Annotated in this window: 16 protein-coding genes; 10 read left to right on the top strand and 6 right to left on the bottom strand. The window is 59.7% G+C overall.

Annotated features, from left to right (window positions below):
- Nucleotides 1–154: 154 nt before the first annotated feature.
- The 3 genes from BBOU_RS01390 (at nt 155) to BBOU_RS01380 (ending at nt 2,699) form a co-directional block, all read left to right on the top strand.
- Entirely contained in the window at nt 155–1,009 is an 855-nt protein-coding gene (locus tag BBOU_RS01390) for a carbohydrate ABC transporter permease (protein ID WP_026503307.1), read from the top strand.
- Nucleotides 1,006–1,866, top strand: a complete 861-nt coding sequence (locus tag BBOU_RS01385) for a carbohydrate ABC transporter permease (RefSeq protein WP_205827953.1) — start codon at nt 1,006–1,008, stop codon at nt 1,864–1,866. The genes BBOU_RS01390 and BBOU_RS01385 overlap by 4 nt, the downstream gene beginning before the upstream one ends.
- Before the next feature lie 164 nt (nt 1,867–2,030).
- On the top strand, nt 2,031–2,699 hold the full coding sequence (locus BBOU_RS01380; RefSeq protein ID WP_051616856.1) for a YesL family protein: 669 nt from the start codon (nt 2,031–2,033) through the stop codon (nt 2,697–2,699).
- Nucleotides 2,700–2,823: 124 nt separating this feature from the next.
- Here the strand turns inward: BBOU_RS01380 and malQ are convergent, their stop codons facing one another.
- The 5 genes from malQ to BBOU_RS01355 all read right to left on the bottom strand — a co-directional run bounded on the left by malQ (nt 2,824) and on the right by BBOU_RS01355 (nt 11,134).
- Nucleotides 2,824–5,040, bottom strand: a complete 2,217-nt coding sequence (gene malQ, locus BBOU_RS01375) for a 4-alpha-glucanotransferase (protein ID WP_026503309.1) — start codon at nt 5,038–5,040, stop codon at nt 2,824–2,826.
- Between the two features lie 284 nt (nt 5,041–5,324).
- The gene (pulA, locus tag BBOU_RS01370) at nt 5,325–7,301 is read right to left on the bottom strand and encodes a type I pullulanase (RefSeq protein WP_026503310.1); all 1,977 of its coding nucleotides are present in this window, start codon (nt 7,299–7,301) and stop codon (nt 5,325–5,327) included.
- A gap of 161 nt (nt 7,302–7,462) precedes the next feature.
- Nucleotides 7,463–8,356 carry a sugar ABC transporter permease gene (locus BBOU_RS01365; protein ID WP_026503311.1) on the bottom strand — a complete coding sequence of 298 codons (894 nt, stop codon included), beginning with the start codon at nt 8,354–8,356 and terminating at the stop codon, nt 7,463–7,465.
- Entirely contained in the window at nt 8,353–9,759 is a 1,407-nt protein-coding gene (locus BBOU_RS01360; protein WP_026503312.1) for a carbohydrate ABC transporter permease, read from the bottom strand. Before BBOU_RS01360 ends, BBOU_RS01365 begins: the two co-directional genes overlap by 4 nt.
- A 112-nt stretch (nt 9,760–9,871) precedes the next feature.
- Nucleotides 9,872–11,134: an extracellular solute-binding protein gene (locus tag BBOU_RS01355; protein WP_026503313.1), complete on the bottom strand. Its 1,263-nt coding sequence runs from the start codon at nt 11,132–11,134 to the stop codon at nt 9,872–9,874.
- Nucleotides 11,135–11,645: 511 nt separating this feature from the next.
- Between BBOU_RS01355 and BBOU_RS01350 the strand changes: the two genes are divergently transcribed.
- The 3 genes from BBOU_RS01350 (at nt 11,646) to BBOU_RS01340 (ending at nt 15,123) form a co-directional block, all read left to right on the top strand.
- A complete protein-coding gene (locus tag BBOU_RS01350; RefSeq protein WP_026503314.1) occupies nt 11,646–13,256 on the top strand; it encodes an alpha-amylase family glycosyl hydrolase in 1,611 nt (536 codons plus the stop codon).
- A 202-nt stretch (nt 13,257–13,458) separates the two neighbouring features.
- Nucleotides 13,459–14,202 (top strand): HAD family hydrolase, encoded by a 744-nt coding sequence (locus tag BBOU_RS01345; RefSeq protein WP_033490573.1) that lies wholly within the window; start codon nt 13,459–13,461, stop codon nt 14,200–14,202.
- A 147-nt stretch (nt 14,203–14,349) separates the two neighbouring features.
- Nucleotides 14,350–15,123, top strand: coding sequence for a TraX family protein (locus BBOU_RS01340; protein WP_238551937.1), 774 nt, complete (start codon nt 14,350–14,352; stop codon nt 15,121–15,123).
- 50 nt (nt 15,124–15,173) lie between these two features.
- On the opposite strand, the gene BBOU_RS01335 is transcribed toward BBOU_RS01340, so the two are convergent.
- The gene (locus tag BBOU_RS01335) at nt 15,174–16,202 is read right to left on the bottom strand and encodes a LacI family DNA-binding transcriptional regulator (protein ID WP_026503317.1); all 1,029 of its coding nucleotides are present in this window, start codon (nt 16,200–16,202) and stop codon (nt 15,174–15,176) included.
- 316 nt (nt 16,203–16,518) lie between these two features.
- On the opposite strand from BBOU_RS01335, the gene phoA reads away from it, so the two are divergent.
- From phoA to BBOU_RS01315, 4 genes are all read left to right on the top strand, one after another.
- The gene (gene phoA, locus BBOU_RS01330; protein WP_051616857.1) at nt 16,519–18,552 is read left to right on the top strand and encodes an alkaline phosphatase; all 2,034 of its coding nucleotides are present in this window, start codon (nt 16,519–16,521) and stop codon (nt 18,550–18,552) included.
- Nucleotides 18,553–19,207: 655 nt separating this feature from the next.
- Nucleotides 19,208–21,097 carry a molecular chaperone DnaK gene (dnaK, locus tag BBOU_RS01325; RefSeq protein ID WP_026503318.1) on the top strand — a complete coding sequence of 630 codons (1,890 nt, stop codon included), beginning with the start codon at nt 19,208–19,210 and terminating at the stop codon, nt 21,095–21,097.
- A complete protein-coding gene (gene grpE / locus BBOU_RS01320; protein ID WP_026503319.1) occupies nt 21,097–21,786 on the top strand; it encodes a nucleotide exchange factor GrpE in 690 nt (229 codons plus the stop codon). The genes dnaK and grpE overlap by 1 nt, the downstream gene beginning before the upstream one ends.
- Nucleotides 21,787–22,029: 243 nt before the next feature.
- Nucleotides 22,030–23,043, top strand: a complete 1,014-nt coding sequence (locus BBOU_RS01315) for a DnaJ C-terminal domain-containing protein (protein ID WP_026503320.1) — start codon at nt 22,030–22,032, stop codon at nt 23,041–23,043.
- Nucleotides 23,044–23,050: the final 7 nt, after the last annotated feature.

Below are 23,050 nucleotides of genomic sequence, written 5' to 3'. Positions count from 1 at the left end.
GAAAACGTTTGTATTTTTTGCCAATTCCGCGTACCATGTAAGCTGTTGGTTCAATCAGCGGGTCGATGTAGCCCGCCATTGAGTCGGATAGATTAGTTTTGCAACCGTTGTCACTACGAGGTGATGGCGAAAGAGACAGAGAGGAGAGAGCAAGATGATCACCATGGTTGGCAAATCCATACGTCGCTGGTGGGCGCTGTTTGCGTTGCCCACGTTCGCGGCGTTCATCATTGGCTTCCTGTTGCCGTTCATCTTGGGCGTCTACCTGAGCTTCTGCAAATTCACGACGGTCACTGACGCCCGTCCCGTGGGTCTGCGCAATTACCGTGTGGCGCTCCAGGACAAAGAGTTCTGGCATGCGATGGGGTATACCACGGCATTCACCATCGTAACCACAATCATCATCAATGTTGTAGCTTTCGCCATCGCGTACATGCTGACCAAGGCGTTCAAAGGCACCAACGTCTTCCGGTCCGTGTTCTTCATGCCGAACCTTATCGGCGGCATCATCCTGGGCTATGTCTGGCTGCTGCTGCTCAACGGCGTGCTCGCCCACTGGGCCAGGTCCATCACCTATTCATCGACCTACGGCTTCTGGGGCATGGTCATGCTCCTATGCTGGCAGCAGATCGGCTACATGATGATCATCTATGTTGCCGGCCTGCAATCCCTGCCGACCGACGTCATCGAAGCCGCCGAAGTTGATGGCGCCAACGGACGCCAGCGTCTGTTCAACGTCATCATCCCGCTGATGATGCCCAGCATCACCGTATGCACCTTCCTGACCGTCACCAACGGCTTCAAGATGTACGACCAGAACCTCGCGCTGACCAACGGCGCTCCGTCCAACACCTCAGAGCTTGTGGCACTGAACATCTACCGCACCTTCTACGGCCGCATCGGCTTTGAAGGCGTCGGCCAGGCCAAGGCCGTGGTGTTCTTCATTATCGTGGCGGTTGTGGCCCTGATCCAGAACCGTCTGACTTCCAGCAAGGAGGTGCAGGCATGAACGACGAGAAGGAAATCGACGCCTCGGAGCGCGTCCATCACCCATGGGCTTGGACGGTGTTCTTCACCATCCTGTCCCTGATTTGGATTTACCCGATTGTCTTGGTGTTCATCAACTCCTTCAAGAAGAAGGTGTACATCTCCAAGAACGCGTTCTCCCTGCCGAACAAGGACTCCTTCGCAGGGTGGGAGAACTACACCACCGGTATCGAACGCACGAACCTCATCGGCAGCTTCGGCTGGACCGTGTTCATCACAGTCGGTGCCGTCGCGCTGATCCTGCTGTGCTGCTCCATGTGCGCGTGGTGGATTGTCCGCGTGAACAACTGGGTGGCCAAACTGCTGTACACCCTGTTCCTGTTCAACATGATTGTCCCGTTCCAGATGGTGATGTTCACGCTCTCCAAGCTCGCCGATATGCTCGGCCTGAACACCCCGTGGGGCTTGTGGATCGTCTATCTGGGCTTCGGCGCAGGCCTGGCGGTGTTCATCTTCACCGGCGTAGTCAAAGGCATCCCGCAGGAGCTCGAGGAATCCGCCATGATCGATGGCGCATCCGTACCGCGTATCTTCTTTAACATCGTGGTACCGATTATGCGCCCGTCCATCATCTCCGTGGCCATCCTCGAAACCATGTGGATCTGGAACGACTACCTGCTGCCGTACCTGACCCTCGACCTGAACAAGTACAAGACCATGTCGATCGCCGTGCAGTACCTCAAGGGCGGCTACGGCTCCGTCGATATGGGCGCGATGATGGGCTGCCTGGTGCTCGCCATCCTGCCGATCATCATCTTCTACCTGATCTGCCAGAAGTACATCGTCAAGGGTGTGATTGCTGGCGCAGTCAAGGGCTGATATTCTTCCTCTGAACTCCTAAACGACGAGGGCGGACCGGTTTCACGACCGGCCCGCCCTCGTCGTTATTGCGCGCACCATAGCTTTCCGCGCCTCGCAACGCCGGCGGAAGATGCCAACGATTGCTAGGATGAATGGGAACCCCGCCAACCAAAGGAGCTGTCATGCATTTCCTGTCACCGGATTCCCCGTTCATGCGCGGGTTGAGCAACCTCATCGACGCCATTTGGATCAACATCCTCATGCTCGTGACCTCCATCCCCGTGATCACCGTCGGCGCGGCGCTCGCCGCAGGACACGACGCTTCCCGCCGCTCCATCTTGGGTGAAGGCCGGGTGACCTCCAACTATTTCCGGGCGTTCGCCAACAACTTCCCGAAAGCCACGCTGATGTGGCTGCTGTTCTGCCCGATCGGGGCGGGAGTCGTAGCATCATGGATATTCCTGCAAATCACGCCGCTGCTCATCCCCAAATTCGCGCTCACCATCCTGTGGATCATCGGTTTCGAATGGGTGTGGGCCCTCCAAGCGAGGTTCGAGAACAGTTTCGGCCGGACGCTGGGCAACGCGTTCATATTCGGCATCTCGCATATCGGGGTCACGCTGGCGTTGACCGCCATTGACGCGGTGTATATCGCCCTGATCGTCGCCTGCTGGCGCTACATGCCGCAAGGCTTGTTCCTGCTGCTGCTCATGGGGTATGGCACGTGCGTGATGCTGCACATCCCGTTGCTGGAGCGCGTATTCGCCCCCTATACCAAAACTGTGGAAGACGGCGGCCATGATGACGCGGATTGGCTCAACGGCGGCAGGAAAGCCGTACAGGACGCCTGACATCCGCGTTTGGCGCGGGCGCACCGCACACGGCGCTCCCGACATGACGATGGCCGCCCGCTCCCCACAGACAGAGGAACAGGCGGCCATATCGTTATCGGCGCCGCAGCGGCGTGTCAAGCCATCATTCGCCGCACATCACACGAGCCAAGGACAGCACGCGCGGGTTCTTGAACACCTCATCAGTGTGGACGAGATGATCATCGGTATCATGCAGCGGCACACGCCAGTTGCAATATTCTGTGCTCGTCCCCGGCTGATTCTGCGTATGATGCTCACCGGTACCGTCCACCAGCGCCGCCTGGAGCAGCAGCGACGGGGACTTGAGCAGCATGCGGTGCATCGCCTCGACGATCTCCTGCTCATGTGCCGGCACATCCTGTGCGGCGGAAGCATCAAGCCACCCGCCGTCAACCAACAGTTTGAGCATGGCGTCACGTTCGGCGCTCGCAGCCTTCTGGAATTCCTCGACAGGTTCGCTGAGCAGATGCAGCTGCTCACGCAGCTTGACATGCTCGAACTCCAGGTATCCTGCGGTCGGTGGCAAATCATGTGTGGTGACGGATGCCAACGCGTACTTGCGATAGGTTTCCGGCTCGGCGTACGGATCGCCGGCGTTCGGGGAGTTGTTGACGCGCGAGAACCATTCGACCACTGTGCCGAGCACGCCATGGTCGGCAAGCACCTGCGATACGTATGCGGGTACGGTGCCGAGGTCTTCGCCGATCACCATGCCGCCTGCCCGGCTCGCTTCGATCGACAGCACGGCAAGCATCGCACGATAGTTGTATGTAACATACGCGCCGCCCTTCGCGCCCTCACCCTTCGGAATCCACCACAGGCGGAACAGGCCGAGCACATGGTCGATACGTACGGCTCCGGCATGGGCGAACACGTTATGCACCATCTCACGGTAGACACGATACCCGGTGCGTTCCAGATAGCGCGGATTGAACGGCGGCTGCCCCCAATCCTGGCCCTGCTGGTTGTAGAAGTCCGGCGGGCATCCGACGGTCACACTGCCGACGGCGAACCGCTCCGGATTCCACCATGCGTCGACACCGTAAGCGTGGACGCCGACGGCCATATCCTGCATGAGGCCGAGCGCCATACCCGCTTCCTTTGCGGCATCCTGTGCCTGGGCGACCTGTTCGTCGGCAATCCACTGCAGCCAACGCTGGAAATCGAAGAGGTCGCGGTTATCGCGTACCAGTTCGGCGACTTCGGGGGAGTTGCGGTCCAGTGTGGTGAACCACGGGTTCCGATCCGTTTCCCACGGCGCACCCCACACCTCAAACGCTACGCACCATGCGGCGAAGGCATCCAAATCAGGGCCGGCCGCTTTGACAAACGCATCGAAAGCCGCTTGACGTTCCGCATTGCGCGGCTGATGGTAAATCGTCCACAGCGCCTTGCGTTTGGCTGTCCAAGAGGCGTTGAGGTCAAGCGGATTCGGATCGTCGTTGGCGGCGGCGACGCTGTCATGCAGCGCATCGACCTGTGCCCGGTCGTCCGCAGTCAGCTCGCCGTACTCTGTGATCTGCTGGGGGCGGATATACGTGACATTCAGGAAGCGGCGTGACTCCGGCAGATACGGGGAAGGTTCAATCGGCGGAATCGGCGTGCCCGCGTGAATCGGGTTGATCAGCATGAAATCAGCGCCATGCTCCCCGGCATCATGAAGCAGTTCTTTGAGATCACCGTAGTCGCCGACACCCCAGGACGCTGTTGAGCGCACAGAATACAGCTGGGTCATCCAACCCCAGCGGTGCCGCTCGGCGACAGGCTCGGGGACGGGAATCCTCGCAGGGGCGCACAACACAGTCGCCTCGGCGGTCTGCTCGCCGTCGGTCACGCGCAACGTGTGATAACCGACCGGAAGATCGTCGGGCATGGTCAGCGTGTACGCATACGGGATAGTCGGGTCGGCATCCGCGTCTTTGCATAGCGATCCGGCAAGATCGCCCGGATAGCTGCTGCCGTCTTCACATGTCAAGGACAGTTCCGGGCGCTCGGTGTGGGCATGGATGGCGACGCGCGAGGGGGTTCCGTTGAACACGACGATGGTCGGCGGGACCAGCTGGTCGCATGCGATGCGGCGCATGTGCTGGAGAGCGGTCTCGATGGCATCGTCACTGGAAGCGTCCACGCCGAGTGCCGCCAGCACGCTGACCAGGACTTCGTCACGGATTTCCACGTATGTGCCCAACTGGTCGATGTATGAGGTTGAAATACCGTTGAGTTTGGCGAGTTGAATCAGCGGTCTGGCGAGCCGCTCGGGGCTTTCCTCCTGCGGACGGGCGTCTTGGCTGGATGGCGACGATGCCTGCTGATCGGTCATAATGCGCTCCTTTGCTCTCTTGGGGTGTGCAATGCACGGGTTCCCGGCGACAGCGCCGCCATCATTGGGGTACTATCGTCCTTGGATACTGACAGTCTATCGCGTATTGAAATCGTTTGCAATTTCTTCGCAGCGTTGCGATTCGTAGGCAAATTCCTGAAAATCACGGATTTCTTCAGAGTTGGATTCCTACATTCTTACCATCGTTTGCAATATCGGATGATGCTGTCAGGGGCGTGCCGGCCGAAGGTGTGCCGGCACGCCCCTGACAGCATCAGTGTGCATTACTGTGCGCTCCGCTCACAGATTACAAAAGCACGTGCAGGCATATGCAGCGAACCCCCACTGATACTGGCACCAACACTGCCGGAAGGATCCGCGGCATCAGTGGAATCAGCCAACACCGACCACGTAGACTGCTGCACGGGGACATCAGCGGGAAGCGCAACCGTCACACTGCTCGACGTCGGATTCGCACACACCGCCAGATGCTCGCCAACCAACGCCGCGATAATCCCATCCGGAGCGTCAAGCGTCCTGCGCACCCCGTCATAGAACGCAGGACGTGTCTTCCTGATTGCAATCAGTGTACGATACCACTCAATAAGCGCCGTCAACCTCGAAGCCCGCCGCCAATCAAGCCAATTCAACTGCGCACTACGATCGAAGGAATTATCGCAGCCGTACTTCGTGCGAGTGAACTCCTCGCCGGAAAGCATAAACGGCAAGCCGGCCGATGTGAGTACCAGTCCGGCGGCAATGGCATTGGCCGCGAGGATATCCTGCACATCGCCGGTCGCGTCGTAATCCGCATGGGCGGGATCGTCGCGCATCGTCAAGCACAGTTTGTCCCACAACGTCAAATCATCATGAGCTGACACATACTGCACGATCTGCCCGACTTGCTTGCCTTGGGCTTCAGTGCCACGCCACCCATTGAGCGCATGTCGGACTTGCGCGGCAAACGCATCGGACGAACCATTCACATACCCAGGATCACGTTCAAGCATGACATTGCCCTTGATGGAATCACGGCTTTCGTCACAGAACCAGCCGATTCGCGCGTCCAACAGTTTACGGCCCTTCTTGTCCGCAAGCGTGAACGACGGTTCGGCGGCAGTCGTATCGGCCGACCATGGTTCGCCATACATGAGAATCGACTTGCCGTCCGGCAGGCGGTCAAGCTCGGCACGCGCCCGGTTCAGCGTCTGCGTGTCCAGCAAGCCCATCAGATCGAAGCGGAACCCATCCACGTGATACTCGCTAGCCCAGTACACCAGCGATTCAACAATGAACCGGCTGAACATCGGACGCTCACTGGCCATATCATTGCCGCATCCCGAACCGTTCGCAAAGTCACCCTTGTCGTCACGACGGCAGAAATACCCTGGCACCATGCGCTCGAATTCATTGTCGTTCTCGTACATGTGGTTATAGACGACATCCATAATCACCCGGATACCCGCCCGATGCAATGCGGCAATCATCGCCTTGCACTCGCGTATGCGCACCGCGCCATCATACGGGTCCGTACTGTACGAGCCTTCCGGTACGTCGTACGCGACCGGATCATACCCCCAGTTATACGGCGTGCCGGTCGCCTCATTGACCGACCCATAATCGTAGAACGGCATGATTTGCACGTGGGTGACACCCAGATGACGCAGATACGCGATACCGGTGGGGAACCCGCCGGGCTGACAGTCAAGCGTCGTATGCGCATCCGTAAACGCGAGGAACTTGCCGCGATGCTCCTGCGGGAAACCGCCATGCGGATCATTGCTGAAATCACCGACATGGGTTTCCCAAATCACCGTCTGCGACGCCGGCACCTGAGGCGCCTGGTCGCCATCCCAACCCTGCGGGTCCGTCGCAGCGAGATCAACAACCATGCTGCGTTCGCCGTTGACGCCGCTCGCTTTCGCCCACGGGTCGGCGGTGCGGATGGTCACCGTGCCGTCAGCCGTACTGATAACGGCGTCATTCGGTGGGGTGGCGACCTGGCTGATCGGGAAGGACAACAGATAGTCGTAATAGGTGCCGGTGAGCCGCTCAGTGCTGGCATACCGCCACGCACCGTCTTCGATGCGTGTCAAGTCGACGATGGTATAGGCGGATTCCCGTTCGATACTGCTGGTGAACAACCTCAGCTTGACTGATGTCGCTGAAGGCGCCCATACGGTGAATACGGTGCCGTGTTCAAGCAGCTGGACTCCCAATGGGCCGGAATACACCGGCCATGGGGTAGCGATGTGGGACATGATGCTCCTTTGGGCGGCCGCAAGCTGAAACCGCCTCGCGTTGCGGCCAAGGTCGTGTATGTGGAAGATCGATAGTGAACGTGGAAACGATGATGACACAAAAAGGCGGACCCGAAAGCATGGCGTGCCTCGGGTCCGCCCTTGTTGGAGAGGATCAGAACTCAGCCCTTGACTGCGCCCGACATGGACTCCTGATAGAAGCGCTGCATGACGATGAACAGAATCGCAATCGGGATGGAAACGCACACTGCGCCAGCGGCGAAGCGGGCATACCACTGATTGATGTATTCCTTCTGCAACATCTGCCACAGACCCAGAGCAACCGTGTAGTTGTCCTGAGTACGGGCGATGGCCTTCGCCATGACGAAGTCGAGCCACGGGGTCAGGAAGCCGATAATCGCCTGATACACGATCATAGGCTTGCAGATCGGGATGATGATCTTGGTGAACACCTGCCACTTGGTGCAGCCGTCCAGATAAGCAGCCTCATCAAGCGACATTGGGATGGTGTCCATGTAGCCCTTCATGACGTAGAAGCCGGCGCCTGAGCCTGCCGAGTAGACCAGGATCAGGGCGATGATCACGAACGCGCCCTCCGTCAGACCGAAGGCCTTGAGGATGAAGTAGATCGCGACGACAGCCATGATGGACGGGAACATGCCCAGGATCAGGGCGATGTTCATGAAGGTCCTACGCCCGCGGAAACGCAGGCGGGACATGCAGAAGGACACGGACAGCACGAAGAACAGCGAAATGATGCACACGAAGATAGCGATGACCAGCGTGTTCATGAACATGCGCGGGAAGTTCATCACGTCGGTTTCCGTGAACAGCTGCACATAGTTGTGGAACGTGTACTTCGTCGGGAAGAACGTGCTCTGGTAGGGCTGCGTGTTCGCGTTAAAGCTTTCGAGCACCACCCACACAATCGGCATGAGCCAGATGATGGCCATAACCGTCAGGAAGATGTAGGCTGCGACATCGCCGGCGATACGGCGGTTGTACGAATTGCCTTTGCTCTTGGTGACCTTGGTGTCAGTATTCGGATTACTCACCGGAAGCCCTCCTCATCCTTGTACGAACCGGAGTTGCGGTAGGTCAGCAGGGAGACCACGGCGAGGACGATGAACGTCATGATACCGATGACCGCACCCAGGTTGTAGTTGTTCTTATCGACCGTCAGCTTGTACAGCCAGGTGATAAGCAGATCGGTCTTGCCTGCCGAGGAGCCGACCGGGGTCGGTTCGCCGCCTGTGAGCAGGTAGATCACGTTGAAGTTGTTCACGTTGCCCGTGAAGGTGGTGATCAGGTACGGGGTCAGCACGAAGAAGATGTACGGCATGGTGACGTTGGTGAAACGCTGCCACCAGTTGGCGCCATCGATTTCGGCGGCTTCGTACAGTTCGGTCGGCACGTTCTGGAGGATACCGGTGATCTGCATGATGGTGTACGGGATACCGACCCACAGGTTGATCACGATAACCGTGACGCGTGCCCAGTTGGCGTCGGACAGCCACGGCAGCGGGGCGTTGATCCAGCCCCAGCTTTCCAGCAGGCGGTTGATGGCGCCGTCACGCTGGAGCATGGTGTGCATGACCAGCAGGGACACGAACTGCGGTACGGCGATGGACATCGAGAAGCATGCACGCCAGAAGGCCTTGCCCTTGACGGTCTTGCGTTCGATGATCATGGCCATGAACATGCCGAGGAAGAAGTTCAGGAAGGTGGCGAAGAACGCCCAGATGAGCGTCCATGCGAGCACGGAGAAGAACAGCTTCGCGTTCACATCGCCGCCGCCGTTGCCAAGCACGGTACCGAAGTTCTTCAGACCGACCCAGCCGAACAGCACGGTATGGTTCTGGTCATAGCTGGTGAAGGCCATGGAGATCATGAACACCAGCGGCAGGATGGTGAAGACGACGATGCCGAGAGTCGGCAGGAACATGAGACCGACGTGGGCGTTCTGGTCGAACAGGGAGTGCAGATCCTTCCCGATGGAGTTCGGGCGGCGTCCTTCTTGGACTGCGACCTGAGCCTTGTACGAGCTACGCAGTGACAGCGTGGCCAGCAAGATCAGCAGCAGGATGACGAAGACGCTCATGACGCCGTACAGCAGGATGACGACGGAGTTGTCGCCAGCCTGGTAGACCCAGAAGCCGTTGACCTTGACCTTGGTCTGCTTGGCGCTGCCCAGCGTGGGGAGCTTACCCAGATAGGTACCGCCCTTTTCGACCAAGTACAGGATGAGCAGTACTTCGCTGGCGAGGAACGCCAGGCCCTTGACGATCTGCTTACGCGCAAGGTCGCCGAGACCGAAGATGCACAAGGAGAGGCGTGTCAGGACATCTCCGTTCTTCCACGCGAGAGAGAAGCTATATGGTGACGGTTGAACGCCATCGGCGTTGCTGCGCTTACGTTTGCGCGCCCGATGTCCCGTCGCGGCTGTCGCAGTTGTCATGCGGACGACCTTTCGATTGGTTGATGATAGTTACGTGCAAGGCGCCCCGCCCCGCGAATCCGGGGGCGGGGCGCCTGAAGGCACTGTCTACTTGCTTACGCTATGCGCCAGCTCACTTGGAGCTGTCCTTGGCGATGTTCTTGTAGCTGTCGAGCCACGCCTGAGCCTTGGCCTGGGCGTTGCCGGAATTCACATCGCCGTTGACGATAGCGGTGCCGAAGTTCTTGCACGGATCCCAGAAGTTGCCCATCTGGGCGATCGTCGGCTGCAGGGTGGAGGTGTTCGCGATGGTGTCGTTCTGAGCGACAGCGGCCGGATCGTTCTTGTAGGTCGAAGCCAGGGACTTGTCGGTCGGGACGATCTGACGCATCGTGTAGTGGGCCTTCTGAGCCTCGGAGGAGCCGAGGTAGGTGGCGAACTCAGCGGCGGCCTGCGGAACCTTGGAGTTCGGGTTGTAGCCGACGGCCTTGGAGCCGTAGAAGGCCTTCATCTGGTAGGTGCTGCCACCGGAGGTGGTGAAGGACGGCAGCTGAGCAGCAGCGTAGTTGTCACCGAGAGCCTTCTTCACATCAGACGCGGACCAGGTGCCGGAGAAGATGGCGTCCACGGTGCCGTTCTGCAGAGCAGCGAGGCCAGCGCCCTCGTCGTTGTCCACGACGAAGTTAGGGTTCTTGACCAGGTCGACCAGGTACTTGGTGACGTCGGTCGCGGCAGCGGAATCCATCTTGATGCCATCCTTGGCGGTGGCGGCATCCTTGCCGAACAGGGTCATACCAGCGCCGGTGTAGAAGGCCGGCAGGTACCAGGAGTTACCGAGGTTGTAAGACACCTTGCCCTTCTGGAGCATGGTGTCGAGGGACTTGATGTCGTCGCTCGAGAACTTGGACTTGTTGTAGTACATGAAGTAGGTGTTGCCGGTGAACGGAACGCCGTAGATCTTGCCATCGGTGCCGGTGACGGACTTGATGATGGCGTCGTCATCCTGCTTCTTGATCTGTGCCTTGGCATCATCGGAAACCTCGCCGATGGCCTGGGCGTCGATCAGGGTGCCGAGCTGGTCGTTCGCGAACATGTAGACATCGGCCGCAGCGGACGGATCCTGCTTCACGGTCTTGCCTGCATCACCCTCGGAGACCACAGCGTTCTTCCACGTGATCTTGTACTCCGGGTGCGCCTTGGCGAACTGCTTCTCCATGGTCGGCAGCCAGGAATCAGACTTGGCCTGATCCTCAGACGGGCCCCACACGGTCAGCTTGATGGACTGGGTGCCCTTTGCTGCGGTGCCACCATTGTTATTGTTGGAACCGCAGGCGCTTACTCCGAGCAGCATCGCCGCAGCGGCGGTGACACTCAGGATCTTCTTCATGTTTGTCATCCTTGACCTCCTAAAATGCCGCTCCGCTGTTCGCGGAGCGAGTGTGTTTTCGGTGCAGCGGTCAGCACCTTTGCCGTTCGCCCTGTTGGGTTCCCGTCCAGGTGCACGCCCGCTCACCGAAGTGGGCGGATCTAGTGCGTACCTCCGAACCGCACAACAGTATACATGAACTTGCATACGTTCGCAAAAAATGATGCAAATTTTCTCTTCGCGCGTGTCTTTTTTGCCGTCTTTCGTTGAAAAATCGCGGCAAATCGCGCTGCTGCGCGGCGTGGTTGCAACGTTTGACGTGACGTTGGCGGTCCGTCCGGAAAACACGGGTGTCGGCTGGATAATCTGTGCTAGCGTTTGCTGCGATACCTCAATACGCGCGGGCGAGCAGGACAGGGCGCATCCCGCCTATACACCCTGTCCCGATTCCGTGCGTGCGCACAGCGTCGCGTCACGTGCGGCGGTCCGGCGGTATGCAGGTCATGGCGGGGACTGGCGGGAAATAAGAAAGGACAACAGCATGACATCTCAATTCACTCGGCCGGCTTGGCTTGATACCGCGGTGTTCTATGAGATCTACCCGCAGAGCTTCTGTGATTCGAATGGCGACGGTATCGGGGATATCCCCGGCATCACCGGCAAACTCGACTACATCGCATCCCTGGGCTGCAACGCCCTGTGGATCAACCCGTGCTACGATTCGCCATTCAAAGACGCCGGCTATGACGTGCGCGACTACCGCAAAGTCGCGTCACGGTACGGCACCAATGACGATCTGGTCGAACTGTTCCATCAGGCGCACGCGCGCGGCATCCACGTGCTGCTCGACTTGGTGCCGGGGCACACGAGTGAGGAGCATGCGTGGTTCAAGGAAAGCCAGCGTGCGCAACGCAACGAATACTCGGATCGCTACATCTGGACCAACAGCGCATTCGAAGGGTATACGATGCCTTTCATCGGCGGTGAAAGCGAACGGAACGCGACCTATATCCTGAACTTCTTCAAGTGCCAGCCCGCCCTCAACTACGGGTTCGCCAAACGTGACAGGCCGTGGCAGATGTCCCCGGACTCGCCGGCGGCGAAAGCCACCCGCGACGCGATGGTGGATATCATGCGTTTCTGGCTTGCGCTCGGCTGCGACGGCTTCCGCGTGGATATGGCGAACTCCCTGGTCAAGAACGACGGGGACGACAAGCCCGAAACCATCAAGGCATGGCAGGAGATGCTCGGCACCATCAAAGCCGAATTCCCACAGGCGGCATTCGTTTCCGAATGGGGTGTCCCCGCGCAGGCACTGGAAGCCGGCTTCGACATGGACTTTTATCTTGATTGGCGTTTTGACGGCAAACCCAACGGATACAACCTGCTGGCCCGAAATACGGACAATGCGCTCGATACCGCCGGCGACCGCAGTTATTTCAGCGCCAGCGGCGGCGGAAGCGTCCAGGAGTTCCTCAGCCAATACATTCCGCAGTATCAGGCGATCCGCGGCAAGGGGTATTTCTGCTTCATCACCTGCAACCATGACACGCCGCGTCTCGCCCCGCGTCTGACCACGCGCGAACAGCAAGTGGCATTCGGCATGTTCCTGACCATGCCGGGTGTGCCATTCATCTATTACGGTGACGAAATCGGCATGCGCTACCGCGATCTGCCCACCAAAGAAGGCGGGTACGCACGCACCGGCAGCCGCACACCCATGCAGTGGGACACCTCAAATAACATGGGGTTCTCGGCTGGCGACCCGCAGTCGCTGTATCTGCCGGTGGATCCCGACCCGCAGGCGCCGAATGTCGCCGAACAGGAGCAGCGGCCGGACTCGATGCTCGCTTGGGTACGCAGCCTGCTGTCGTTGCGTGCCGACCATCCGGCGTTGCGGGCCAAAGCCCCGATGACCGTGCTGGCCCAGCCTGCGCAAGGCCGTTCATTCGCATACTCCCGTATCGCCGAAGATGGCAGTGAGCGTCTGGTCATCGCCATGAATCCAGGTCTGGAAAGCGAAACCATCACCGTGCCGGTGCAGGGCAATACTGCCAAGAATCCGGATACGTTGCTGTGCCTGGGGCGGGTCAGCGCCCACGGCGATACGGTGGAATTGGGGCCGCAAAGCTTCGCCGTCGTGCGCGTATGAGCGTGCTGCGGTGCGTTGCCGCCGATTCCATGGCGACAGCGCACCGCAGCATCATATGTGTGCGTACAATGTGAAGAAGCTGGTTGGCGAACCATACATCGATCCCATCCGCAGCGAGGGGTGGGTGCGTGAACCAACCCGGTGAATCCGTGAATCACGACATGCAGGCAATGCAAGCGACAAGAGAGGATACAACGTGGCTATGCGATACGAGGTGGTGCTATTCGACCTGTATGGGACGCTGATTGACATCCACACCGATGAACAGGCAACGAAACCGTGGCAGGAATTGTGGGAATTCCTCGACGCGACCGGCGCGCATTATGATGATGCCGCACATCTGAAAGCGAGTTTCGACCAGCTGAACGCCGTCAACGTGCAGGAAGCGCGCAAAGGCGCCCAACATCCCGAATGGATCGAACCGGATGTGCTGCCGGTGTTCCAGCGGTTGTATGCTGCGGGCGGCGCCGTCGCTTCGGAGCGTCTTGCGGCGAACGCGGCGTGGGTGTTCCGCCAGGCATGCACCAGCACGTTCCGCTTGTATCCAGGCGCGGTGGACATGCTCAATGCGCTGAAACAATCCGGTCGCCGCGTCGTGCTCGTAAGCAACGCACAGGCATGCTATACCCGTCCCGAATTGGTCAAAAGCGGCCTGACCAAGGTGCTCGACCGTATCCTTATTTCCAGTGAGGAAGGTATCCGCAAGCCGTCACCGCTGTTCTTCCTCAGAGCGCTCGAACGTGAACTGACTACGCCCGACCATGCGCTGATGGTCGGCAACGAAGTGCAATGCGATATCCAAGGTGCCGCCTCCGCCGGGATCGACGGCGTGTACCTGCACACGGCGATTTCCCGGCAGGATGATCCTGCCGTCTGCCCGCAGGCGGCGCTTTCGCTCGAAGGTGCCGATTATGCCGCGCTGACGAAGTTTGTGCTCAGCGAGTGAAAACCCAGGTTGCGCAGCCTGTTTCCAGTCGGTCATGGAATAATGGCACGCAGTCGCCGGCATGGTGGGCAGCCACCGGTCGCCATCACGCCGGCATACGCTTCACAGTCAATGGAATAGGGGTGCATGCCAGGTATGGAGAACGCCATGTCAAGTGAATTCGCCGACGCTCAGGCGGTCAACAGCGGAAAAACACGCAGGAAAGGCATGACCGAGTTCCGCGTCAAAATCGTGGGCTGGCTGTTCGTGCTGCTGGCGACAATCGGGACCACGGTGCTTCCTCAAATGCTGGGTTATCATGCCGGCTCAGACAACATGGTGGCCATGACCATTCTGGTCGTGTGCGAAGTCGCGTCCTGGACCGCCATACCGCTGTACGCATGGCTGCTGGTGCAAGGCTACCGGCATACGCATAACGCGTTGCAATACGGGATCCGGCTGCTGGTGCTTGCGCTGATTTCCGAAGTGCCCTACGACATAGCGACATCCGGAAAAGTGTGGGATATGGGTTCGCAGAACCCGGTCTTCGCGCTGGTAGTGGCGTTGATCGTGCTTGCCACGATCGACTGGGCCCGTGAGCATCTGCAAGGCGTATCACGGTGGGTCGTGTCGGTTCTGGTGACCATTGCGGGACTGGCGTGGGTGCTGATTCTTCACATCGGGTTGCGGCAAGGCATGCTCAATATGGGATTGTTGCTGGTTGGCATGGCGCTGATTTTCCACCTGATGGATGCGCATGAGAACACCATGATGATGACTGCCGGCGTACTGGGCGCAGTGTTCTTCATCATGCCGGCTGTCGGTGTGGCGATGCTCCACACGCGCCAGGATGAACTGGGGTATACCCGTCCATGGGTCAAATGGGTGTTCTACGCCTTGTATCCGTTGACCTTGTTGGTGTGCGCGCTGCCGGTGATGTAGCCGATGGTCCGCCGGCGGCACGCCAAGTGGGCTCGCAGCCGGCCAATAGACTAGTTGGCCCGGTTGAATACGGCGTCTGAGCCACGCAGCACCAGTTGCGGCTGAATGGTTTCATGCGCGTTGGCGAGTGGTTCGCGCGCGATGATCGTCAATGCCTTCTGCGCGGCGTTGCGTCCCATGGCGCGCGGATTTTGGCGCATGGTCGTCAGATTGATGGTGTCGGCGTACGGGCTGTCATCGAAGCCGATGATCGAATAGTCACGTGGGGTGGTGTGGCCGTACCGCTCGAGTTTGAGCACCAGAGGGATGGCCATCATATCCATCTGGCAGCAGATGGCATCCGGGAACTGGTCGAGGGCGAGTAATGCAGTCAAAGCGGAATCGGCGAATTCGCGGCCACGCGGGACGGACAACACCTGCCATTGCAGGTCGTGGTTGTGTTCGGCGGCTTTGCATGCCCTGATGAACCCGCGCCCGCGGTTGTCGATGCTGGACTCGATGCCGTCCGCGGCTTGCGAGCAGGTGTACACGATGTGATGATGCCCGAGGTTGATCAGATGCTGGGTGGCCATGAACATGCCATCCTCGTCGTCGATGCTCACCGAAGCGTCGAAGTTCGAGATTGACGGTGTGTTGATGCCGATAATGGGGACGTGGACACGCTTGAGCTGTTCGACCTCGTAGGAGTCGATGCTGAAGGAATTGACGAATACCGCGTCGACATTGCGGCGCACGGGAAGCGTGGTGAAGAATTCCTTGCGGTTTTCGGCGGTGTCGATGTGCTGGAACAGGGAGATGTCGTAACCGGCGTCATGCAGGACATCGTTGAGTCCTGCGAATACTTCCGTATTGAACCAGCTGGTGATCTCTTCGTTCATAAGCAGGGCGACGCGGTACGCCTGGCCGGTTTTCAGCGCGGTGGCTGAACGGGAGATGTTGAAATCGAGTTTGTCGGCGGCGGCGAGCACTTTGGTTCGGGTTCGCTGCGATACCAGATCCGGACGCGTGAAGGCGCGCGATACCGTCGAGATGGATACGCCCGCCACTCTGGCGACATCCCGAATACTAGCCTTTGCCATTCCAGCCCCTTTGCCTCGTTGCGTTGTGCAACATTCGACGCTGACTTTGCGGTGAACATTGTACAACTGTTTCATCATTTTTGCAAACGTTGTCAGAACCATGATGATGTTTGCGCCACCATGGTGTTGTTTCCGAGAGACTCTGCCCATTCGCTGAGAATTCACCAAGAATTGGGGTGCGCTTCGACTGTGCGAACGATACCCGATGCTTTGGCGTCATAGCGTGCAAACGGAACGAAAACCGAATACGTAAGCAGTATGTTGCAGGAGGACTGGCGAGCGCCTGCCGAGGTTTTCGTCGAGGAAAGGAAATGAAGTGAAGCAACCATCCCGACACGGTATCATCGCGGACCTTTCCGCTGCTCTTGCCGGCGCGCTGTGCCTTACAGCGGTGCCAGGCGCCTTCGCCGCAGATTCCCCGGACGTTTCCGCATTGAGCGTGCACGGTGGCGCACAGCGCATCGCCAACACGCCGGCGACCGGCAAAGCGAAGAACGTCATCCTCTTCATCGGAGACGGCATGGGTGACTCGGAAATCACCATCGCCCGCGACTACCTGTACGGTCCCGGCGGGTCATTCGAAGGCCTTGACAAAATCGGCCAGCCCGGTGCCACCAGCGCCAAGGAAACCGGTACTGGCCAATACACAACCTACGCGACTGGCGACGGTTCCGGCCGCAGGAACCAAGTCACGGCGGTCACCGATTCCGCCGCGTCGGGTTCCGGCTGGGCCACCGGCACCAAAACCTACAACAATGCGGTCTCGGTCGACAACAACTTCAACCCGCAGATGAACCTCATCGAACTGGCCAAAGCCAAAGGGCTGGCCACCGGCAACGTGACCACCGCGGAAATCCAGGACGCAACCCCGGCAGTGCTTGAATCACACTCCACGCAACGCTCCTGCTATGGTCCTCAAGGCAAATCCGACGGCAGCTCTGACGATTCCGCCAAGCGCTGCGACGTCGCCCAGCTCAAGCAGAACGGCGGCATCGGGTCCATCTCCGAACAGCTGCTCGACACCCGTGCCGACGTAACCTTCGGCGGGGGCAGCAAATACTTCAACCAGACCGCGCAAGCCGGCGAATACCAAGGCATGACGCTCAAAGATCAAGCCAAGGCCCGCGGCTACCAGTACGTCGAAGACCCCGCACAGCTAGGCTCCCTGAGCGAAGCCGACCAAAGCTCCCCGGTGCTCGGCCTGTTCGCCGCCGGCAACCTGCCGACCCAGTACAACGAATCCAAAACCTACGACGGCGAAACCGCCCAGGAAATCGCGCTCAAAGACCAGCAAGACGGCAACGCCAGCTTGCAAACCTGCACAGCGAACCCGGACTGGCTCGGCAACAAAGGGGCTTCGCTCGCTGACATGACCAACAAGGCGATCGACCTGTTGTCCGCAAACAAGAACGGCAAGGACAACGGTTACTTCCTGCAAGTCGAAGGCGCATCCATCGACAAGCAAGACCACAACGCGAACGCTTGTGGACAGATCGGCGAGACCGACGACCTGGACAAGGCCATCTCCGCCGCGCTGAAGAAAGTGGACCTGTCCAACACGCTGATCATCGTGACCGCGGATCACGCCCACACCAGCCAGCTCGCCTCCTGGCCGTCCATGTACGCGCTGAACACCCCGCTGCGTGCGAAAGACGGCACCGCCATGTACGTCATGTACGGTACGGCCTCATCGCAGAACGGATCCCAGAGCCACACCGGCACCCAGCTGCGTATCGCGGCATCCGGTCCCGGCGCCTCCCGCGTTGATGGTCTGACCGACCAGACCGACAACTTCTTCACCATCGCCAAAACACTCGGATTGGCCAGCTCGACAGAAGACATCAACGCGTTGTCCTCGGGAGCCAAAGTCTCCGTCAAGGACGGTGTGGCGCAAGTCACCGGATTCAACGGAGACGCCGTACTCGGCTACCAGCTGCAGGATACGGAAACCGGTGCCGTACTCGCCGCGTCGAACGATGACACCCCGGTCTCAGGTGTGCGCGTCGCCACCGGTGCCACCACAACCATCGACTTCAACGGTGTCAAAGGCTTCAACCCGAGCGGCTCGACCTACACGCTGACCGTCACCGGCAAGCAGTCCGGCACGAAAATCGCCACTGAATTCGGGCTGACCGGCAACGGCGCCAGCAACGTCGTAGTCGCTCCGAAAACCGCCGCCAAGGCTGGGCTGGGCGATGCCACGGAAAACGGCGGTATTGCCGGCGCCTTGGTCGGGGCGCTCGGCAAGACCGGTACCCGTATCCTCGGGACGGTGATGGTCGCCCTCGCGCTTGCTGTCGCGGGCGGTCTGCTCGCCGCATGGCGTCGCGGTCTGTTCGCTCGGAAGTAAGTTCTTCGGCGGTGTCAGCGGTGGCGCCGCCGGAAAACGATTCGGGGCGGTTGATCGGTCGTGCTGGCCCCGTGAGGGGTCGGGCCCGATGGATGCGGCAGGCTCGAATGCATGTCCGGAACAGTGAGCAATCCGGTGGAATCCCTGAAATCTCTTGTGTGTGATGTCCTCCGGGGCGTGCGGCGCCGGCTGATCCGCGGTTTTGCGGGCGGTCGGCGTTGTTGCGCCGGCGGGGATGGACCGATGTGGCTCCGCGCCACGGAGTTCTGGGGATGAAACGTACGGTATGGAAAGGATGCCGGCGGGATTCGGGCGGGCGGCGGAAGACGGGGGATATCAACGATTTGGTGTGTCCTTGATCGTCATGCGCGTTGGCCGGGCACAGTATCCTTTCCGTACCGTGTAAATCAAGCGGGTATCTTGCCGGCGCGGAATCGCAATCATGGGTGATGGTGCCCGTCGAATCCGTGCGCGTGCGACATATTCCGGCCTCGGATAGACATGGGAAAAAATTTCCGTACAACCGGGAATAAAAGTGGACAACTCAAAGTTGAGTGATGTAGGCTCAAGTTTGGAAGCATCCAACGGCACGGTCTTCGGACGGTGCCGATTGAGCGAAGACGTAGACAACAGAACAATCAATAAAGGAGAACATATGGGACGCGCAGTTGGTATCGATCTGGGTACGACAAACTCCTGCATCGCAACGCTGGAAGGCGGCGAGCCCACCGTTATCGAGAACGCGGAAGGCGCACGCACCACCCCGTCGGTGGTGGCCTTCAGCAAGTCCGGTGAAATCCTGGTCGGCGAAGTCGCCAAGCGCCAGGCTGTCACCAATGTTGACCGCACCATCAGCTCCGTCAAGCGCCACATGGGCACTGACTGGTCGGTCGAAATCGACGGCAAGAAGTGGACCCCGCAGGAGATTTCCGCACAGATCCTCATGAAGCTCAAGAGGGACGCCGAACAGAAGCTCGGCGAGCCCGTCACCGACGCCGTCATCACCTGCCCGGCATACTTCAACGATGCCCAGCGCCAGGCCACCAAGGACGCCGGCAAGATCGCAGGCCTCAACGTGCTGCGTATCATCAACGAGCCGACCGCAGCCGCACTGGCATACGGCCTTGAAAAGGGCAAGGAAGACGAGCGCATCCTGGTCTTCGACCTCGGCGGCGGCACCTTCGATGTCTCCCTGCTGGAGATCGGCAAGGATGACGACGGCTTCTCCACCATCCAGGTGCAGGCCACAAACGGTGATAACCACCTCGGCGGCGATGATTGGGATCAGAAGATCATCGATTGGCTCGTCGGCGAAGTCAAGAACAAGTACGGCGTCGACCTGAGCAAGGACAAGATCGCCCTGCAGCGGTTGAAGGAAGCCGCGGAACAGGCGAAGAAGGAACTGTCCAGCGCCACCAGCACGCAGATTTCCATGCAGTACCTGGCCATGACGCCTGACGGCACCCCGGTCCACCTCGACGAGACGCTCACCCGTGCGCACTTCGAGGAAATGACCTCCGACCTGCTCAACCGTTGCCGCACGCCGTTCAACAACGTGCTGTCCGACGCGGGCATCTCCGTGAGCGACATCAACCATGTCGTACTCGTCGGCGGTTCCACCCGTATGCCGGCGGTCAAGGAGCTCGTCAAGGAGCTCACCGGCGGCAAGGAAGCGAACCAGTCCGTCAACCCGGATGAGGTCGTCGCAGTCGGCGCAGCCGTCCAGTCCGGCGTCATCAAGGGCGACCGCAAGGATGTCCTGCTCATCGATGTGACCCCGTTGAGCCTCGGTATCGAGACCAAGGGCGGCATCATGACCAAGCTCATCGATCGCAACACCGCCATCCCGACCAAGCGCTCCGAGATCTTCTCCACGGCTGAGGACAACCAGCCGAGCGTGCTCATCCAGGTGTATCAGGGCGAGCGTGAATTCGCCCGCGACAACAAGCCGCTTGGCACCTTCGAGCTGACCGGTATCGCTCCGGCTCCGCGTGGTGTTCCGCAGATCGAGGTCACCTTCGATATCGACGCCAACGGCATCGTGCACGTGTCCGCCAAGGACAAGGGCACCGGCAAGGAGCAGTCCATGACCATCACCGGCGGCTCCGCCCTGCCGAAGGACGAAATCGACCGCATGGTCAAGGAAGCTCAAGCACACGAGGCCGAGGACAAGAAGCGCAAGGAAGAAGCCGAGACCCGCAATCAGGCCGAATCCTTCGCCTACTCCACCGAGAAGCTTGTCAACGACAACAAGGCCAAGCTGTCCGATGACGTGGTCAAGGAAGTCACCGAGAAAGTCAACGCCCTGAAGGAAGCCCTGAAGGGTGACGACATCGAGAAGGTCAAGACCGCGCAGAGCGAGCTGATGACCTCCGCGCAGAAGATCGGTCAGGCGCTGTATGCCCAGCAGGGTGCTGAAGGTGCCGCTGGTGCAGCCGGCGCTGGTGACGCCGGCCAGGCTTCCGGCGAGGCTTCGTCCTCCGACGACGACGTGGTTGACGCCGAAGTCGTGGACGATGACGACGACAAGAAGGACAACAAGTAATGTCCGACTTCAACAAGGACGATTACCTCAAGGACCTGCCGGATGTCGATTCGCTCGACGGCGAGAAGACATCCGACAAGGCCGGCGAGGCATCGCACAACGACACCCAGCAGACTCCTGCCACAGGCGCAGCCAGTCAGCCCGATGCCGCCGCATCGCCCAAGACGACGACCGACCAGCCTGCTGCCGGTGAACAGCAGGACAAGGCCGCACCCGAGGCGAACGACGCCGAGCATGACAAGGACGGTTCCCTGACCCCACTGGGCCAGGCGAAGAAAGAAGCCGCCGAATACTTGGAAGCGTTGCAGCGCGAACGTGCGGAGTTCATCAACTACCGCAATCGCATGAACAAGGAACGCGAACAAAGCCGCCAATACGGCATTGTTGACGTGCTCACCTCGCTGCTGCCCGCATTGGATGACATCGACCGCATTCGTGAACACGGACAGATGGACGATTCGTTCAAAGCGGTCGCCACCAAGATCGATAAGACCTTCGCCAAATTCGGCGTCGAGAAATTCGGCGAGAAAGGCGAGGATTTCGACCCGACCAAGCATGAAGCGGTCCTGCAAAAGCCGGACCCCGAAGCCAAGAAAGAGACAGTTGACACCGTCGTGGAAGCAGGATACCGCATCGGTGACCGTGTCGTAAGGGCCGCCCGCGTGGTCGTGTCCATGCCTCAGAACTGACTGACACCGGCGGGAACCATACTCCCGTCGCCACCGGTCGCAACAGCACTACGCAGACGGTGCCATACGCCGCCTCAACAGGTGCGGCGGCGACCGGATACTCTTCAGTCGGGCCGCGCGAATCCTGCTCAACGGATCCGCGCGGCCCGACATATACCACAACCCACCGCACGCGTGGGGCAAAACAGAAAGCGGAAACGCTGAACAACCGTACCGCAGAATCTATGAGGATTGGAGGCATAGATGGCTGAGAATGAATGGCTGAGCAAGGATTTCTACAAAGTCCTCGGTGTCTCCAAGGACGCCAACGAAGCCGATATCACGAAAGCGTACCGCAAGCTGGCACGCAAATACCATCCTGATCTGAACAAAACCAAAGAGGCCGAAGAGAAATTTAAGGACATCTCCGAAGCATACGACGTACTGAGCAACAAGGAGCAGCGCCAAAAGTACGACGCCATCCGACAGTTCGGCATGGGCGGCGCGAGATTCGCCGGCGGTTCCGGACAAGGCGGATTCGACGCGTCCGGCTTCTCCGACATCTTCGGCTCGATGTTCGGCGGCGGGGCCGGCAACGGCGGTACGCATATCCGGTTCTCGACATCCGGCGGCGGCCAGCCGAATATGGACGATATCTTCTCGATGTTCGGCGGCGGTGCAGGAGCCGGCTCAGGCACCCCGTTCGGTGGCGGCTACCGCAGCGAATACCGGGAAGCGCCTGAACCGCAGCAGGGCGCCGACCGCAAATCGAACATCTCCCTGACCTTCCGCCAGGCGGTCAAGGGCGCCACGGTGTCGTTGCGCGTGGATGGCAAACAGTTCAAAACCCACGTGCCGGCCGGTGTCGAGGACGGACAGAAAATCCGCATCCCCGGCAAAGGCAAGCCAGGATTGCATGGCGGCAAACCGGGCGACATGTATCTTACGGTCCATGTCAAAGCCGACCCGAAGTTCTCGTTGCACGGGCATGACATCGTCATGGACCTGCCGGTCAGCGTCGGCCAAGCGGTGTGCGGCGCCAAAGTCAAAGCGACGGATATCGACGGCAATGAGGTGACCTTCAAAGTGCCTGCCGGCTCATCCAGCGGTACGGAGATTCGCATCGGCGGGCATGGCGTGCCCGGACGTGACGGCGATCTGGTCGGACGCGTGCAGATTCAGGTGCCCGCCAAGCCGGGGCTTGGCATCAAACATGCGGCCAAAGAATTCGACTCGGCGACCGGCGATTTCGTCGATCAACTCGCCGAAGAACGCTGACGGGCAT

The organism is Bifidobacterium boum (assembly GCF_000741535.1).
Lineage (GTDB): Bacteria > Actinomycetota > Actinomycetes > Actinomycetales > Bifidobacteriaceae > Bifidobacterium > Bifidobacterium boum.
This window is presented reverse-complemented; position numbering and strand designations above follow the sequence as displayed.

Excerpts from the sequence above, each read along its gene's own strand:
- BBOU_RS01315 (WP_026503320.1), top strand. The coding sequence starts at position 22,030 with ATGGCTGAGAATGAATGGCTGAGCAAGGATTTCTACAAAGTCCTCGGT.
- BBOU_RS01350 (WP_026503314.1), top strand. The coding sequence starts at position 11,646 with ATGACATCTCAATTCACTCGGCCGGCTTGGCTTGATACCGCGGTGTTC.
- pulA (WP_026503310.1), bottom strand. The coding sequence starts at position 7,301 with ATGTCCCACATCGCTACCCCATGGCCGGTGTATTCCGGCCCATTGGGA.
- BBOU_RS01390 (WP_026503307.1), top strand. The coding sequence starts at position 155 with ATGATCACCATGGTTGGCAAATCCATACGTCGCTGGTGGGCGCTGTTT.
- BBOU_RS01360 (WP_026503312.1), bottom strand. The coding sequence starts at position 9,759 with ATGACAACTGCGACAGCCGCGACGGGACATCGGGCGCGCAAACGTAAG.
- BBOU_RS01345 (WP_033490573.1), top strand. The coding sequence starts at position 13,459 with ATGCGATACGAGGTGGTGCTATTCGACCTGTATGGGACGCTGATTGAC.
- dnaK (WP_026503318.1), top strand. The coding sequence starts at position 19,208 with ATGGGACGCGCAGTTGGTATCGATCTGGGTACGACAAACTCCTGCATC.
- grpE (WP_026503319.1), top strand. The coding sequence starts at position 21,097 with ATGTCCGACTTCAACAAGGACGATTACCTCAAGGACCTGCCGGATGTC.
- BBOU_RS01335 (WP_026503317.1), bottom strand. The coding sequence starts at position 16,202 with ATGGCAAAGGCTAGTATTCGGGATGTCGCCAGAGTGGCGGGCGTATCC.
- BBOU_RS01380 (WP_051616856.1), top strand. The coding sequence starts at position 2,031 with ATGCATTTCCTGTCACCGGATTCCCCGTTCATGCGCGGGTTGAGCAAC.
- malQ (WP_026503309.1), bottom strand. The coding sequence starts at position 5,040 with ATGACCGATCAGCAGGCATCGTCGCCATCCAGCCAAGACGCCCGTCCG.
- BBOU_RS01385 (WP_205827953.1), top strand. The coding sequence starts at position 1,006 with ATGAACGACGAGAAGGAAATCGACGCCTCGGAGCGCGTCCATCACCCA.
- BBOU_RS01340 (WP_238551937.1), top strand. The coding sequence starts at position 14,350 with ATGTCAAGTGAATTCGCCGACGCTCAGGCGGTCAACAGCGGAAAAACA.
- BBOU_RS01355 (WP_026503313.1), bottom strand. The coding sequence starts at position 11,134 with ATGACAAACATGAAGAAGATCCTGAGTGTCACCGCCGCTGCGGCGATG.